Genomic DNA, 15983 nt, shown 5'->3' on the forward strand with positions numbered 1-15983 from the left:
AACAGGTGCCGAATTATACAAAGGATTCGGCAAAGTGGCAAATCTAAATCCAGTCTTTTTTAATTATTCGAAAGATTGCCTGTAAACCCTGCTTTTCCCTATACGGACAGATGTTCCACCGGGGGATGCAAGTCCAGCAAACCGGCGAATGCCTTCTCCAGCGTCTCGACGCCTGCCGTCGTGTAGCCGCGCAGCTGCGGTGCAGGGTTGCTGTCGCGGCGTAAGCTTGCCGCGTCCAGCAGGCGGGCCAGTTGCCGCGCTACCGCTTCGCCGGTATCGACCAGGGTGACGGGGCTAGCCGTATGGGCGCGCACCGTGCGCTCGATGGCGTCTTGCACGAAGGGGTAGTGGGTGCAGCCGAGTACCAGGGTGTCGACGCCTTCTGCCAGCAGCGGCGCGATGTAGCGTTCGAGCATGACGCTGGTGGCGTCGTTGCTGTCCTGTCCCAGCGAGCATTGCTCGATCAGTTCGACCAGGCCGACGCAGGGCTGCAGCAGGAATTGCGCCTGGCTGGCGGCGCTGATCTGTTCGCGCAGCAGCAAAAACTTTTCACCGGACAAGGTGCGGCTGGTGGCCAGCACGCCCACCTTGCCATTGCGGGTGATGGCTGCGGCCGGTTTCAAGCCGGGTTCGACGCCGACCAGCGGCAAGTCGGGGTAGTGCGCGCGCAGCGCCTTGATGGCGGCCACGGTGGCCGTGTTGCAGGCCACCACGATGGCCTTGGCGCCTTGCGCCAGCAGGTAGGCGGCAATCGCCAGCGAGCGGGCTATGACTTGTTGTTCCGTCTTGTCGCCATACGGTGCATAGCCGGAATCGGCAAAGTAGATGACGTCTTCCTGCGGCAGCTGCGTGCGGATATGGCGCAGCACCGATAGGCCGCCTACGCCGGAATCGAAGACGCCGATAGGCAGCTTGACTGCCGGGGTCAGACCCGTCGGGTCTGACCCCAGTTTTACGCCATGAGGTGTGTTCAAAGTCATATGTAACTGGTGAGTATAAAAAACGCCGCGCTGATATTGCTGCGCGGCGTTCATAGTAGTGCTTGTTTAAGCGACAGTCACGGGAATCTTGCTGACGCTATTGAGTTGCTCGATCTTCGCCTGCCATTCTTTCGGACCGGTGTTGTGCACCGAAGTACCCTTGGCGTCGACGGCCACCGTGACCGGCATGTCGACCACGTCGAATTCATAGATCGCTTCCATGCCCATGTCGGCAAAGCCCAGCACCTTGGCGCCCTTGATGGCTTTCGACACCAGGTAGGCGGAACCGCCGACGGCCATCAGGTAGGCCGACTGGTGTTTCTGGATCGATTCGATGGCGACCGGGCCGCGCTCGGCCTTGCCGATCATGGCGATCAATCCCGTTTTTTCCAGCATCATGTCGGTGAACTTGTCCATGCGGGTGGCGGTGGTCGGGCCGGCTGGGCCTACCACTTCGTCGCGCACCGGATCGACCGGGCCGACGTAGTAAATCACGCGGTTCTTGAAATCGACCGGCAGTTCTTCGCCACGCGCCAGCATGTCCTGGATGCGTTTATGCGCAGCGTCGCGGCCGGTCAGCATCTTGCCGTTCAACAGCAAGGTCTGGCCTGGCGTCCAGGAAGCGACTTCTTCCTTGGTCAGGGTGTTGAGGTCAACGCGCCTGGATTTTTCCGTGTCCGGCGCCCAGCTCACGTCTGGCCAGGTCGACAACGGTGGCGGGGTCATGTAGGCAGGGCCCGAACCGTCCAGCACGAAGTGGCCGTGGCGGGTAGCTGCGCAGTTAGGAATCATGGCGACCGGTTTCGAGGCAGCGTGCGTCGGGTGCATCATGATCTTGACGTCCAGCACGGTGGTCAGGCCGCCCAAGCCTTGCGCGCCGATGCCCAGCGAGTTGATCTTGTCGCACAGTTCGATGCGCAGTTCTTCCAGCTTGTTTTGCGGGCCGCGTTGTTTCAGCTCATACATGTCGATGTCTTCCATCAACACTTCTTTTGCCATCAGCATGGCTTTCTCGGCCGTGCCGCCGATACCGATGCCCAGCATGCCGGGCGGGCACCAGCCGGCGCCCATGGTCGGCACGGTTTTCATGACCCAGTCCACCAGCGAATCGGATGGGTTCATCATGATCATCTTCGATTTGTTTTCCGATCCACCGCCCTTGGCCGCCACTTTCACGTCAACGGTGTTGCCTTCGACCAGTTCCATGTGCACCACGGCTGGCGTGTTGTCCTTGGTATTCTTGCGGTCGAAATGCGGGTCGGCCACGATCGAGGCGCGCAGCTTGTTGTCATCGTAGTTATAGGCGCGGCGCACGCCTTCGTTGACGGCGTCGGTCACGGTGCCGCTGAAACCTTCGAAGCGCACGCCCATGCCGATTTTCAGGAAGACGTTGACGATGCCCGTGTCCTGGCAGATCGGGCGCTTGCCTTCCGCGCACATGCGCGAGTTGGTCAGGATTTGCGCGATCGCATCCTTGGCCGCCGGGCTTTGCTCGGTCTCGTAGGCACGCGCCAGGTGCTCGATGTAATCAGCAGGGTGGTAGTAGCTAATGTACTGCAACGCTGCGGCGACGGATTCGATCAGGTCTTCTTGCTTTATGACAGTCATGGTGTTCTCGCGAGGGATAAGAAGGGTAAGACTTGTTACTGCATCAAAAAAAAGCCCACGCGCCGCTGGCGGTCGTGGGCTTGAGGTTTAGTGGGGACGCGCCTGGTTTTGCGTCACGGTCATGATCCGGTCTGTATAAGCAATCGCCATGGCTGAAATGATGAAGACCATATGGATCACCGTTTGCGCGATGATCACGTCCAGCTTGTACGAACTGGCATTGATGAAAGTCTTCAGCAGGTGGATCGACGAGATGCCGATGATGGCCATGGCCAGCTTGGTTTTCAGCACCGACGCATTGACGTGCGACAGCCATTCTGGTTGATCGGGATGGTCGTCCAGGTGCATGCGCGATACAAAGGTTTCATAGCCGCCGATGATGACCATGATCAACAGGTTCGAAATCATCACCACGTCGATCAGGCCCAGCACCACCAGCATGATGGAGGTTTCATTGAGCTTGGTCGGCAATGGCGCACCCGGCACGGCGACAGCCGTCAGCACGTGCTGCAAGGCGGCATCATTGCCAAACACGGCGCCGATCAAGTCCGACAGTTCCACCCAGAAATGAAATACATACACGCACTGGGCCAGGATCAAACCCAGGTACAGCGGCAGTTGCAACCAGCGCGACATGAAGATGAAGGCCGACAAAGGGTGCAATTTAGTTGGTATGGTTTTTTTCTGGTGGTCGTTCATTAAAGATTTCCTGAGATTAATGCAATTTTTCGCTACGCCCGATATTTTACACGGGCTGGCGGGCAGTGCGCTCGGCCTTGCTTTGGATTGTTGACCTTGATGAAAGACAAAGTGGTATTAACTATTCGGTACATTCTTTATTTTTCCATCAAAAATACTGTGTTGCGCCCCCTTGACGCCTGTTGCTGATGGCGATTACTGTTAGTCTAGATAGAGGAAACGCTGCATGTAAGGCGTCCGTAAGGCACTGCGCTTATCGTGTTGGCAAACAATTACTACACTGGAGACAAGCATGGCCGGTACAGAAAACCAAGGGCAGGGCACGCAGCAGCAAGGACCAGAAGAGTCACGCGTATTTGACCCATCGGCGGCATTTGCCGCACAAGCAACGATCTCGGGCATGGACGCTTACCATGCAATGGTGGCCGACGCCGAGCGCGACTACGAAGGTTTCTGGGCCAAGCTGGCGCGCGAAAACCTGAGCTGGAAAAAGCCCTTCACCCGCACCCTGAACGAAGACAATGCGCCGTTCTACAAATGGTTCGAAGACGGCCAGCTGAACGTGTCCTATAACTGCCTGGACCGCAACATCGACAATGGCCTGGGCGACAAGACCGCCATCATCTTCGAAGCCGACGACGGCACCGTCACCAAGGCTACTTATAAACAACTGCACGAAAAAGTCTGCAAGTTCGCCAACGGCCTGAAATCCAAGGGGATTACTAAAGGCGACCGCGTCATCATCTATATGTCGATGTCGGTCGAAGGCGTAGCCGCCATGCAAGCCTGTGCGCGCATCGGCGCCACCCACTCCGTGGTGTTCGGTGGTTTCTCGGCCAAATCTTTGCAAGAGCGCATCATCGACGCGGGCGCCGTGGCCGTCATCACCGGTGACGAACAACTGCGCGGCGGCAAGAAGCTGCCATTGAAATCCATCGTCGACGAAGCGCTGGCGCTGGGCGGCTGCGAGTCTGTCAAAAACGTCATCGTCTACCAACGCACGGGCAGCGACTTGGCGATGCAAGCGGGCCGCGATACCTGGCTGCACGACCTGGTCGAAGGCCAGAGCGCCGTATGCGAACCGGAATGGGTGGATGCCGAGCATCCCTTGTTCATTCTGTACACCTCCGGCTCGACCGGCACCCCGAAAGGCGTGCAGCATTCCAGCGGCGGCTACCTGCTGTGGGCCGCCTTGACGATGAAATGGAGTTTCGACATCAAGTCGAACGACGTGTTCTGGTGCACGGCCGACATCGGCTGGGTGACGGGCCACAGCTACATCGCCTATGGTCCGATGGCCGTGGGCGCCACGCAAGTGGTATTCGAGGGTATCCCGACTTACCCGAACGCGGGCCGTTTCTGGGAAACCATCAAAAAGCACAACGTTAGCATCTTCTACACGGCGCCGACGGCCATCCGTTCGCTGATCAAGGCGGCCGACGTGGACCCGAAAGTCCACCCTAGCCACTACGACCTGTCCAGCCTGCGCCTGCTGGGCACGGTGGGTGAACCGATCAATCCGGAAGCGTGGATGTGGTACTACAAAAACATCGGCGGCGAGAAATGCCCGATCGTCGATACTTTCTGGCAAACGGAAACGGGCGGCCACATGATCACTCCATTGCCAGGCGCCACGCCGATGGTGCCCGGTTCCTGCACCCTGCCATTGCCAGGCATCATGGCCGCCATCGTCGACGAAGCAGGCCATGACGTGCCGAACGGCCAGGGCGGCATCCTGGTCGTGAAACGCCCATGGCCATCGATGATACGCACGATCTGGAACAACCCGGACCGTTTCAAGGCCAGCTATTTCCCGGATGAACTGGGCGGCAAGATGTACCTGGCCGGCGACGGCGCCATCCGCAACAAGGACACCGGCTACTTCACCATCACGGGCCGCATCGATGACGTGCTGAACGTTTCCGGCCACCGCATGGGCACGATGGAAATCGAATCGGCCCTGGTGGCCAACCCGCTGGTGGCCGAAGCAGCCGTGGTAGGCCGCCCGGACGACACCACGGGCGAATCGATCTGCGCCTTCGTGGTCCTGAAGCAAGCCCGCCCCACCGGCGAGGAAGCGAAAAAACTGGCGCTGGAGCTGCGCAACTGGGTCGGCAAGGAAATCGGCCCGATCGCCAAACCAAAGGAAATCCGCTTCGGCGACAACCTGCCAAAAACCCGCTCCGGCAAAATCATGCGCCGTTTGCTGCGCGTGCTGGCCAAGGGCGAGACGATTACGCAGGATGTGTCGACCTTAGAGAATCCAGCGATCCTGGAGCAGTTGAAAGAAGCGTCGTAATAACCCAAAACAAGATCTAGGGTCGTGCCCTGAGGGTACGACCCTGGTCAGTTCCGGGTTACTTTTACCCCAGGGTAAATATCTTTGGCACTCTGTAGAATCTTTGCTATAATCTGCGGCTTCGCGACAAGCGAGATGCAGTAAGCAAGAAATTGCATGCAGGAGAGGTGGATGAGTGGTTGAAGTCGCACGCCTGGAAAGCGTGTATAGGTTCATAGCCTATCGGGGGTTCGAATCCCCCTCTCTCCGCCACAGACGAAAAAAGAAAAAGCTACCCTCGGGTAGCTTTTTTTTTCGTCTGTACGCGGAGAGAAGCACGCCCCCTGCGGGGCGTGCGCGGGGGATTCGAAGGGTCGGGCCTACCGGCCCGGCCCTCTCCGAATCGCCCAACTGCTGCCGCTACGCGGCAGCTTCGCGCGCCTCCGGCGCGCGTTTGTGGTTCTAATCAGGTTTCGACTGAGCTAGCTTTTACTGCGGCTCATGCATCAGTCCGTGTCTGAATGGCAGAACTGCCCCTCGCTCCCCGTGCTCCCATGAGCTGATGAGATTAAGTTTCCTGTGTCCACTCAATTAGAGCTACCGATGCCCCAAAGCATCTGTCAGCGACGCTTAACCTCTAGTGCGAATCTTGTCATGCAAGCATCAATAAACCTGGCTGCCAGCTAGTCTTTGTATGCCAAATGAAAAATTCCACTTCTATTATCCAAACAAATATCGTGACATTTTTGGCATCTTACATAAGGGCAAGGTGGTATCCTGTATGCATTAGGCCGCCGTTGGCCAATAGTTAACATTATAATTAAAATTAATTTTTATAATTACATATCATTTTGAAAAAAATAAACTGGTTGCATCTCAGCGATTTTCATTGTGGGCAAAAGTCACAATGGATGTGGAATAATTTTAAAAACGTATTTTTGAATGATCTCCGTCACATTAGTTCTGAACTAGGACAGATCGATCTTGTAGTTTTTTCTGGTGACATGACACAGTCAGGCAGTCAAGAGGAATTTAAGCTACTCAATTTACAGTTGATTGAAATTTGGAAGGTATTGAATGAAAATGGTTCCGTTCCACTGCTTTTCCACGTCCCTGGAAACCATGACTTAACTAGACCGAACCCGAAGGATGCAAAGGTAAAAATGTTGTCTCGTTGGCATAGTGATGTCGACGTTCCCAATGAGTTTTGGTCAGAGGGCAAAAAGAGTCAATATACCGAGGTCGTAGAGGCAGCCTTCGCAAATTATGTGGCGTGGGCTGCTGATCTGGGTAGCTTAGGAATTCCTCTAGCGAATGTAACCCGCGGCATAATTCCAGGTGATTATTCAACCTCACTTGATATTAATGGTATCTCAGTGGGCCTTATCGGTCTCAATACTTCGTTCCTCCATTTGGGTGATGGAGCTAAGGGTTCCCTTGAACTCAGCTTACATCAACTCAATGCACTGACAGAAAAAGATCCTGCTGTATGGATAGATAGACATGAAGTAAATTTTTTGGTAACACACCATCCTACGGACTGGTTGAGCGAGGCCGCACGAGAAAGTTATCAAACTGAAATAGCGCCAACAGGGCGCTTTACCGCACATATGTTTGGACATATGCACGAGCCTGAGATTGTTGAAATTAAAAAAGGGGGGAGTAAAGGTCGAAGGTTTGTCCAAGCGGCATCAATGTTCGGACTTGAACATTTAAGTGATGGCAAAACTGAGAGGATTCATGGCTACTCAGCTGGACAGATAACGATCTCACCGGCTCAAGCGTTGCTACGTATCTGGCCAAGGATCAGTGTCGTTAGCAAGCGTAGCAGGGATCGGAAAATTACCCCAGATCATGAAAATTTTGATTTACTTACTGGAAAAGAATATTTAGAAGAAAGCCTAACAGACCTAGGTATGGGAGGAGGACTTTTCCCTACGGAAACAAAAACGGATCTTTTGCTAAATGTAGAAATAGATCGTGCTGCTTGGGAAAAAGCACTAAGTACGACGCGACATATTTTGCCACAGAGTCCATCACATATTCCTGTTCGCTTACTTCAACAGCGAGTATGCATTGATAGCCTAAAGAAAAACAGGTTTACATGGATTGCTGCAGACTGGGGACTTGGAAGTGATGGATTCATTTGGTCTGTACTGCAAGGTATGGGGACTGACTCGACTCAATTATTTAAGGTGTCTTTGAGGAATTATATTGACCGAGATAGTTTCGTTGATCAATTCGGTATTGATGTAGGATGTTCGTTCGCGGAATATAGCAATGCATTGGTAGCATTCGGAAAGGCTGTGCTAATACTTGATGAGGCTCCAGTATCTCCTACGGACTACCAAGGGAAAAGAATTGAGTATGATGTTATAAAATTAACTGAAATGATTTTGGATTTCTGCCCACAATTAATTCTTGTTGTCGTCTCTCGTACAAAACCTCAGAATCTTTCAACTGGATCTATTGCATTAGAACCTTTGGATGAGCCCGATACACGAAGCTATTTACTGAGCCAGCCTAACCTATCAGCCAGCGCAACTACTCCTAGCGGTGTTGATCTGATTTTTCGGAGATCGGGCGGTCTGCCAGGAAAAATAGATAGTACTCTTCGCACCTTACGTGTCTTATCACTTGCCGAACTCACTAACGAAGCCGCACGTGATACGTCGGCTGTGCCGATAGTCGGTGAATCTGTTCCGTTCGCGTTGGTTCAGGCGATTGATGAACTATCAACGTCAAAAGATTCGGTGCTGGCGCGTGCATTTTGGCTTTTAAAGGCGCTAACGGTATTGCCACATGGAGAAACAGTTGAAAGACTGAAGCGGATCGATCCAACGCTTCCTATTTTTTCTAAACATGCGGAAGAGTTGCTGGATAGAGACTTGATTCAGGTTCGGTCATCAACCATCTCACTTACTACTGACTCATCAACCGAAGATCGGATGAGGATAATATTTACGCCTCAACAAGTCGCCGACTATGTTCTTTCAAGAATGAGTAAGCGAGAGATAAATTCTCTAGTTAAAAAAGCAGTAACGCTTTATTTTGGTGAAAAGTGGAGGGAAAGTGGCGAGCCACTTAGGAAATTAACTGGTGTACTCGTGTCTGATGAAGGAACGCTAGTAGCTAACCCACATTCGCTCGTATTACGCCTTCTCGCTGATGATGCAACTTGGTCCGATGAAAAGTCTCCCGTATCTGCATTTAATCTTTGTCGAACCTATACGCGCGCACTTATTGATAGCGAACATTACCGTAGTGCAGTAGTCGCTTGCAAAGAAATACTTGCCGCTAATGGCGAACGTTATAAAGGCCAGGAGATCGCCGATATAGAATTTACCCTCGCACGCTCACTTCGTATGATAGGTGACGTCGAACCTGCACGCGAATTACTAGAAAAATTAAAAAATGTAAAAGGTTCGAAATCAAGAAAAGCACATATTCTACTAAATTTGGCCTTGACGTTGCAAAGCTTGGATGATTCAACTGCTATCGCAACAGCTGTTTCAGTTATTGATTTAGTTCCTGATACTGCGCATGCTCTTCATGCTCAATCGATGATATTGGAGTTGGAAGAGGATAAAACAAACAAAAAAGAATTGATTCAGCTTGAGCAAGATGCTAGACGACGAGGATTTAATATAGTTGCTAATAATCTTGCACTAGGCCGGGTTTCGTCGAACACAGATCGCCAAAGTAATATAAATTTCAGTGTTTTAGAAGATGTTTATAAAAGTGCTATTTCAATTGGAGATAAGTACACAGCTGCCAGGGCAATGGATAAAATTGGCAGATTATCGCTAAAGGCATCCCGTTCGTTGAGCGACAACCAAGTACATTCTTTGATGGAGACGTATGAGTATCTTTATGGGGAGCGGCTGGGTGGTATGTTTAACTGTAGTGTTTTAATGTACCCGGACACTAATTTAGGCGAGAATGCTCGCCATGGAGAGGTGTTTGATGAGCAAGCAAAGACGTACGTTTTCCCCCGAGTTCAAACAGCAGGCGGCATGCCTGGTACTGGATCAAGGATATAGCCATACTGAGGCAAGCCGGTCGGTCGGCATCGGCGAATCAGTGCTGCGCCGCTGGGTGCAGCAGCTGCAGTTGGAGCGGCAAGGCATCACGCCGCAGAGTAAGGCAATGACGCCTGATCAGCAACGAATACAGGAACTCGAAGCACGCATTGAGCGTCTCGAGCGGGAGAAGTCCATTTTAAAAAAGGCTACCGCGCTCTTGATGTCGGAAGGGATAGAACGTACGAGGTAATCGATCAGATTTGCGGTAACGAATCAATCGAGTTGATCTGCGCGGTGTTCGACGTAGCGCGGTCATCCCTGTATGCGCATCGGGAGCGCGCCCGGCACATTCATGTTGAGCGCATGGCATTGCGTAGCCGCGTGCACGAGCTGTTCGTCGAGAGTCGCAGTTCGGCGGGAAGCCGCAGCATCATGGGCATGATGCGCGAGGAAGGCGCGGCAATTGGCCGCTTCAAAGTTAGTCGTTTGATGGAAGAGTTAGGGCTGGTCTGCAAACAACCGGGCAGGCACGCCTACAAGCAGGCCACAGTGGAGCGGATCGACATTCCGAATCACCTCAACCGAGAGTTCACGGTGGAAGCGCCAAATCAGGCCTGGTGCGGCGATATCACATATATTTGGGCGCAGGGGCGATGGTATTACTTGGCCGTGGTGTTGGATCTGTTCGCTCGCCGAGCGGTGGGCTGGGCATTCTCGCTACGACCCGATGCCGACCTTGTTGTGCAAGCGCTGGAAATGGCTTACGAACAGCGAGGTCGACCGCAGGGACTACTGTTTCATTCGGATCAAGGTAGCCAGTACGCCAGTCGAAAATTCCGTCAGCGCTTGTGGCGCTATCGGATACGACAGAGTATGAGCCGCCGGGGAAATTGTTGGGATAACTCCCCAATGGAACGGCTGTTCCGCAGCTTCAAAACTGAATGGCTGCCGTCAACCGGTTACGTGACGGCACAGGAAGCACAACGGGACATCAGTCATTATCTGATGCACCGGTATAACTGGATACGGCCACATCAGTTCAATCACGGATTGGCACCGGCCGTCGCCGAAGAAAAACTTAACGGAGTGTCCGGAATGGGTTGACCACTACAAACAGTGTTCATCATACTTTGTGGAATTATTTTGAAAAACTAAATGACGTTCCGAATCTACTAAGTTTATTTCGACATAGTTCATTCATTTGGCGATTGGAAGATGATGAAAGAACAGAACAAAAATATGCTGAAAAACTTATCGAAAATGCAAAGCAAATACTGGGAGTCGATATATTAAGCACCGATAAAGATACGGCATATTTTTTACTACGGATTTCAAAAATTAATAAAAATGAATAGTTTCATAGGGAAATTAATTTTCTGATCCCACTTGATCATAAACATGCTTCACGAATAGCACCGGCTTCTTCTGCTGCCATTCTTTAAGCGCCTGGATGGGTGTTTTTGCATCGATGGCTCGTTGTGGAGTGAGGAGTCAGGGCCAGTCCTGCCATTCAGACACGGCCTAGACAATAGATAGCATATCTAGGGCATGTGTTTTGCGCCTCCCTGGCTGGACAAGTCGGGGGAGGATTGCGCTTGCAAGTGCAATCCAGTATCGCTTTGGCGAGCTATTGCTCGCCAAAGCCCCGTTAAATCTCCGCGTCGCGTATCCAAGCACGCATGAGCCAGCGAGCGCAGTGTCAGTCCTGCCGCTCAAACACAGCCAGCACCGTCCGCCAGCCCCGCGCAACGCAGGCGCTCGTTCGTAGCTCCAACCAGATTCTCACCCAAGCCACTACATCAAGCACCCCACGCCCAAATACCAAACCACAGCCCCCCCCCATCACCCCACAAACACCCCCACAGGCAAATCAAACCGCTTAGCCAATGCCTTCACCTGACGAATATTGAGTTCCCGCTTCCCGCTCAAGACTTCGGATACGACGCCCTGGCTACCGATCTCGGCCAAGTCTCTTTGAGTCAATTGATGCTGTTCCATCAGTGAGCGTATCACTGCCGCAGGCGAGACTGGTGGGGCGGGATAGTGCTGATCGTCATATTTACTGATCAACATACCGAGCGTGTCAACGAGCGTGGCCAAGGGGTGATTTTCATCGGCTGCACCGGCATCGAGCAGGCCGTTCAAGATACCGACTGCGCGCTCATAATCTGCCTCATCGTTCAGTGGATGCAGAGGCACCAGTGTCGATAAGGCTTGGTAATGCGTCGTGATTTGTTCGACCACTTTGCGATCAGTCAGGGCTTCCATGCGTCATATTCCTTGTGGGTGTACACGTTTCGAATGTAGAGGAGCTGTCGATTGAAGTGTATTGCAGCGATGATGCGATACTTGTTTCCGCCTATGTCAAATACATAATAATTGGCGACACGATCAGTTGCCTTGAAGGTGTTCTTTAACGCGGCAAAACTGACAAAATGACGAGACTCGACGATCTTGCGCCAGGCTTGCATAGGCTCATCCGCAGCAGGATAGCGTTCGGCAAAATCAGTAAGTGCTTTGTTAGAGATAACTCGCATACCGGTTTTCAGGTGGTCACCCTTTTCGAGAAGATTATCTCAAAATGAGATTAAGTGCAAGTAAAGCCTTGTGCAACTGCCAGTTTGATGTCACAAACAAAAAAGCCCGTGTCTCCACGAGCTTTCTTGCAATTTCATGCAGCAGCAACCAACCCCCACCACCGCAATCCACAAAAATACCAAACTTGCCTACCCACCCAAAACCGTCGAAAAAATCGACCTGCGCAGCACAGTCCTCCCCCCATCCAGCCCCAGCTGTGAAAACGCCGCCGGTACTGCAACATTCTCTTCAGCAGCGTGGCCTGGGGCGCTGGCCGTTTCCTTGACCAGCATGCTGGCTCTATTCTCGACCTCGAAATACTCGTCCCACTGCACGGGCACCCGGTGCGAGCGGCCATCGCCGCCGCGCACGGAGACGTAGTCGGTGCGGCTGACGCTGCGAAAGCCGCTGGCCGTCACGTGCACTTTCTGCGCGCCATCGGTCGCGCTTTGCATGGCGGTCTTCAGGATGCTGCGGGTGACGCATTCGGGATGCTTGAACACCGCCTCGCCGTGGTAATTGGCAATCGCTTCATGCTCCCAGAAGCAGGGTTGGTGCGAATACGTGTCCTTGTAGATGTCCGAGTGCGGCCGATGCTGCTGGTACAGGGGGATGGCCAGCAGCGGGGCGATGCCAAAGTAGAAGGACTTGAAGAATTCATTGTGATAGCTGTTGAAAAACGCGCGTGCCTGGGCGAGTTCGTAGGCATAGAATTTTTCCGGCGCGCCGCTGATATCGGTAGGGCGCATATGTGCCGATTCCAGGACGTTGATCATATGCGTTTTCTCGAAAGTAAAGGTGTCGCCAAAGCCGATTTGACTATCCTTGAGCAGCTTCAACATTTCCTGCTGCGCCAGCGGCGTGAACAATAGCCGGAACTGCACTTCATGGTTGCGGTCCGTGGCATCGAACAAGGCGTCGAATTCACGGTTGGACATCACGGTAAAATTATTCCCCTCGCCAACGTCGCGCGACTTTGCTTCCAGCTTCCTGATGGCGCGGTTCTTGCGCCATTTGTCGAAAAAGCCGTCTTCCAGGCTGGACAGTTTGGAAGGGTGGCGGCTGAACACGAGATCCGGCGCCGCTTCGTTGCCGTAGACGATAAACGTGCGGTTTTCGTACGCCGGCATGGGACGCTCGATCGATGCCCGTAGCGTCTCGTAGCGGGTCCGGGTTTCCGATTTGCCTTGCGCATTGCGGTACTGTTCCGTCCAGCTGATACTGAGCGAGCCATGGTAGGTTTTGCTACCCATCCAGTGCGACAAGGTGCGCGCAAGAATGAAGGGGTTGCCGTTCAGTACACCGCTGTGCGAGAACACGATGGAGTGGTTCTCGCCGAGATGGCCGGACCAGCCAAAACTGTTGCGCAGCTCTTCCATGCGGCCGTTACTGAAATACGCATCGAATGCGATGCGGGGCACCGTTTGCTGCATCAGCCTGGCGATGATATCCCAGTCGAACAGGCGGTTCAGCGGCACCATCTGGTTCCACGCCACAGCACGCTTCTCTTCGCAGGCTTGCTGCAGCCGCTTTAATTTCGCGTTGGAATCGTTGATGACCCGGTTCAGCACATAAATCGCAGGGGCAAGCGCAAGCGCTGGCAGCAGCAGCCACGGCCGTGCGTAATAGGCGAAGATATACAGCGCCGCCAGCAGCGCAGCGGCGATGGCTGCGCCGCGCAGGATGCGCCACCACAGGTAGCTGGAACCGGCGCCCTCGGCCTGCCGCTCCAGCGCGCGCAGTTCCTGCACCGTCTTGATGTTGGCGTTCTCGTCTACGCCGGAACGGCGTACAAGGTCCTCGAAAAAGTCCGACGTATTGGTGACGTGCGCATGCTTGAAGTGCGTGGAATACTGCTGCAATGGTTCATGGACGTCGTCGATCAAAAGAAGACGCTCCGGGCGGCAGCCTTGGTTTCGGCGGAGGCAGTGAAAGGAATGCGCGTGGTATAGCCTGCACGCGCCGCAACGATCTGCTTGGTCGGCCAGGCAAAGATGTCCTGGTTCCACATGCCGACGGTATCGTTGTATAGCGTGCGCGCCGCCGTCACTTCTTTTTGCAGATAACTGTTCTGGCGCATGGCGTCGGCGATGACGGCGTGCGCTTTCAGGTCCGGGTAAGACTCAACGGCCAGATTGATACGGGAAAAAATCCCGTCGATTTGCTGCGAAGCCTGGTTGCGTTCGGCATCGGCCTTGTGTCCGCTCCGATACGCCGCGACCGACTTCATGACGTCCTTGTCGAGATCGATCGCTTTCGCGACCAGGCCAACCACGTTGCTGAGGACGACGACGCGCTGCTCCAGGTAATTGTCGATCTGCGACGCATCGGCCTGGATTTTCTGCTGCAGCTTGCGCAGATACGCCAGGGCGGAAATCTTCATGAACAGGAAGATCAGGCCAGGCAGGGCGCCCAGCACCAGCAGTGCCAGGCTGTACGTTTGCGGCAAGACGCCGGTCAGCAGCGCCAGGGCGCCGATCAGCGGCAGGACCACCCACAGGGCGATTTCGAAGATGAGCGAGCCGATGCCGATTTGAACGGGAATCTGCTTGCTGATGACGTTGATGTCGCGGCCCTGTTCATTGATCGGGCCAGTTACTTCGTCTAAATCGTTTGCCATGCGTGAAAATCCTTGGTCTTGAGCGTCTCTCGCCCGGTTGCAAAATATTTCGCCGCTCTTTTGGAGTGATTGAGCGAAATGTTGGTGTGTTGTGTAGATCGATTGAAATTACTTTTTATCATCATATCTTGCAGGATGGCATCCAATCAAGTGCGGTGAAGCCGACCCCATGCTGATTGCGCCGGATCGATCGCCGCCATCGATGGCAGAACTGTTCCTCGTCGCTGTATTACCGGAAGCGCGCCTTTTCAAACCGGCTCGCTTCAATTTGACCAGCATTTCGAATCAAGTCCCGTACCGTTTCAGCATTCTTGATCCCCGACAGCCACAGGCCAGACACATACAGGTTCGAGCGGCCAAACAAGCGCAGGAAAAACGGCGTATAAACGTGTCCTCCATTCAGGCTGTGCAGTTCGTAAGTATTCGATGCCTTGCTAAAAATACCTGACTCTATCTTGAGCCGCTGCGACGTCATGCTGTATTTGATATTTTTGATGCGCCAGGCGCGTCCGATAAACCGTAAAGCTTGAATCAAAAATACCAGCACGCCGCCAGCAAGGACCAGGAAGTACATTGCCTCGGCGTTGGTGCGTTCGCTGTTTTTCTGGGATGGCGCCGCGGTCTTTGCCTGGCTTGCATCTTCAGTATGTTTTGCCTTCTTTTTCTTGACCGGCGCTGCCTGCGCTTTGGCGATCTTTTCCGCTTCCAAAACTAGCTGCGCCTGTTCGGCTGCAATCGCCTGCTTCATTGCATTGGAGAAGTGAGAAAGTACCGCGAGCCAAATAAGGAAAATCACCAGCCATTTGAAAACGTTTGACAACATGATGGCCAAAGACGGCGAGTCCTGCCAAATGAAGGCTTCAGGATCATAGTTGAGCACCTTTTGGGCCACTGATGTCACCCGTGCATTGCCGATGTCAGGCGATGCATGGACGACGAGTTCGTCGATATCTTGAATTTGTGCAACGGATATCTGTTCGGAGTTCCTGTTTTCCGTGTCGCTCAGTGCCGTGACAGTATTGTTATTTCCCATGCATTCGCCCTTAAAAGCAGTAAATATTGTAAAAAACTTATTGCAATTTATAATATTATATTTCCTGAAGGAAATCAATCTGTCGACGAGGCAAATTGATGCTGGAGCCGATGCGGGGCCCTGGGGAGCTCCATGTGCGGGAGGTCCAAGGCGCTCGGTCATG

At 53.4% G+C, this 15983-nt stretch carries 11 protein-coding genes, 1 tRNA gene and 1 pseudogene; 4 read left to right on the plus strand and 9 right to left on the minus strand.

The genetic code is table 11. The features are described from left to right. Positions 1-98: 98 nt before the first annotated feature. The 3 genes from murI to ACL9RI_RS15315 all read right to left on the minus strand — a co-directional run bounded on the left by murI (position 99) and on the right by ACL9RI_RS15315 (position 3287). On the minus strand, positions 99-980 hold the full coding sequence (gene murI, locus ACL9RI_RS15305) for a glutamate racemase (RefSeq protein ID WP_422727376.1): 882 nt from the start codon (positions 978-980) through the stop codon (positions 99-101). Between the two features lie 66 nt (positions 981-1046). Then, positions 1047-2588 carry a fumarate hydratase gene (locus ACL9RI_RS15310; protein WP_422727377.1) on the minus strand — a complete coding sequence of 514 codons (1542 nt, stop codon included), beginning with the start codon at positions 2586-2588 and terminating at the stop codon, positions 1047-1049. A gap of 87 nt (positions 2589-2675) precedes the next feature. Beyond that, positions 2676-3287 (minus strand): YqhA family protein, encoded by a 612-nt coding sequence (locus ACL9RI_RS15315; protein ID WP_422727378.1) that lies wholly within the window; start codon positions 3285-3287, stop codon positions 2676-2678. A 292-nt stretch (positions 3288-3579) separates the two neighbouring features. On the opposite strand from ACL9RI_RS15315, the gene acs reads away from it, so the two are divergent. The 4 genes from acs (at position 3580) to ACL9RI_RS15335 (ending at position 10694) form a co-directional block, all read left to right on the plus strand. Beyond that, the gene (gene acs, locus ACL9RI_RS15320; protein ID WP_422727379.1) at positions 3580-5586 is read left to right on the plus strand and encodes an acetate--CoA ligase; all 2007 of its coding nucleotides are present in this window, start codon (positions 3580-3582) and stop codon (positions 5584-5586) included. Between the two features lie 161 nt (positions 5587-5747). Beyond that, positions 5748-5838, plus strand: a tRNA-Ser gene (locus tag ACL9RI_RS15325). A gap of 578 nt (positions 5839-6416) precedes the next feature. Beyond that, positions 6417-9608 carry a metallophosphoesterase gene (locus tag ACL9RI_RS15330; protein ID WP_422727380.1) on the plus strand — a complete coding sequence of 1064 codons (3192 nt, stop codon included), beginning with the start codon at positions 6417-6419 and terminating at the stop codon, positions 9606-9608. Beyond that, a protein-coding gene (locus ACL9RI_RS15335; RefSeq protein ID WP_422727560.1) for an IS3 family transposase occupies positions 9532-10694 on the plus strand; the annotation gives its coding sequence in 2 pieces (ribosomal slippage) (positions 9532-9787 and positions 9787-10694; 1164 coding nt in all). The genes ACL9RI_RS15330 and ACL9RI_RS15335 overlap by 77 nt, the downstream gene beginning before the upstream one ends. Before the next feature lie 264 nt (positions 10695-10958). On the opposite strand, the pseudogene ACL9RI_RS15340 reads toward ACL9RI_RS15335, so the two are convergent. From ACL9RI_RS15340 to ACL9RI_RS15365, 6 genes and pseudogenes are all read right to left on the minus strand, one after another. Next, positions 10959-11072 (minus strand): annotated as a pseudogene (locus tag ACL9RI_RS15340) (IS481 family transposase); the annotation flags it as partial. A gap of 360 nt (positions 11073-11432) precedes the next feature. Continuing rightward, positions 11433-11858 carry a helix-turn-helix domain-containing protein gene (locus tag ACL9RI_RS15345; protein WP_422727381.1) on the minus strand — a complete coding sequence of 142 codons (426 nt, stop codon included), beginning with the start codon at positions 11856-11858 and terminating at the stop codon, positions 11433-11435. Then, complete coding sequence (locus ACL9RI_RS15350; RefSeq protein WP_422727382.1) at positions 11846-12127, minus strand: type II toxin-antitoxin system HigB family toxin; 282 nt, start codon at positions 12125-12127, stop codon at positions 11846-11848. The genes ACL9RI_RS15345 and ACL9RI_RS15350 overlap by 13 nt, the downstream gene beginning before the upstream one ends. Before the next feature lie 189 nt (positions 12128-12316). After that, positions 12317-14053 (minus strand): MAG1210 family protein, encoded by a 1737-nt coding sequence (locus ACL9RI_RS15355; protein ID WP_422727383.1) that lies wholly within the window; start codon positions 14051-14053, stop codon positions 12317-12319. Continuing rightward, positions 14050-14787 (minus strand): LemA family protein, encoded by a 738-nt coding sequence (locus ACL9RI_RS15360; protein ID WP_422727384.1) that lies wholly within the window; start codon positions 14785-14787, stop codon positions 14050-14052. The genes ACL9RI_RS15355 and ACL9RI_RS15360 overlap by 4 nt, the downstream gene beginning before the upstream one ends. 229 nt (positions 14788-15016) lie before the next feature. Then, the gene (locus ACL9RI_RS15365) at positions 15017-15820 is read right to left on the minus strand and encodes a hypothetical protein (protein WP_422727385.1); all 804 of its coding nucleotides are present in this window, start codon (positions 15818-15820) and stop codon (positions 15017-15019) included. Between the last annotated feature and the right edge of the window lie 163 nt (positions 15821-15983).

Origin of the sequence: Janthinobacterium sp. Mn2066 (genome assembly GCF_049319705.1) — a bacterium.
Lineage (GTDB): Bacteria > Pseudomonadota > Gammaproteobacteria > Burkholderiales > Burkholderiaceae_D > Janthinobacterium.

Bases quoted from the DNA above. Each gene is read 5' to 3' on its own strand.
- ACL9RI_RS15310 (WP_422727377.1), bottom strand. From the start codon at position 2,588: ATGACTGTCATAAAGCAAGAAGACCTGATCGAATCCGTCGCCGCAGCG.
- ACL9RI_RS15360 (WP_422727384.1), bottom strand. From the start codon at position 14,787: ATGGCAAACGATTTAGACGAAGTAACTGGCCCGATCAATGAACAGGGC.
- acs (WP_422727379.1), top strand. From the start codon at position 3,580: ATGGCCGGTACAGAAAACCAAGGGCAGGGCACGCAGCAGCAAGGACCA.
- murI (WP_422727376.1), bottom strand. From the start codon at position 980: ATGACTTTGAACACACCTCATGGCGTAAAACTGGGGTCAGACCCGACG.
- ACL9RI_RS15365 (WP_422727385.1), bottom strand. From the start codon at position 15,820: ATGGGAAATAACAATACTGTCACGGCACTGAGCGACACGGAAAACAGG.
- ACL9RI_RS15350 (WP_422727382.1), bottom strand. From the start codon at position 12,127: ATGCGAGTTATCTCTAACAAAGCACTTACTGATTTTGCCGAACGCTAT.
- ACL9RI_RS15345 (WP_422727381.1), bottom strand. From the start codon at position 11,858: ATGGAAGCCCTGACTGATCGCAAAGTGGTCGAACAAATCACGACGCAT.
- ACL9RI_RS15315 (WP_422727378.1), bottom strand. From the start codon at position 3,287: ATGAACGACCACCAGAAAAAAACCATACCAACTAAATTGCACCCTTTG.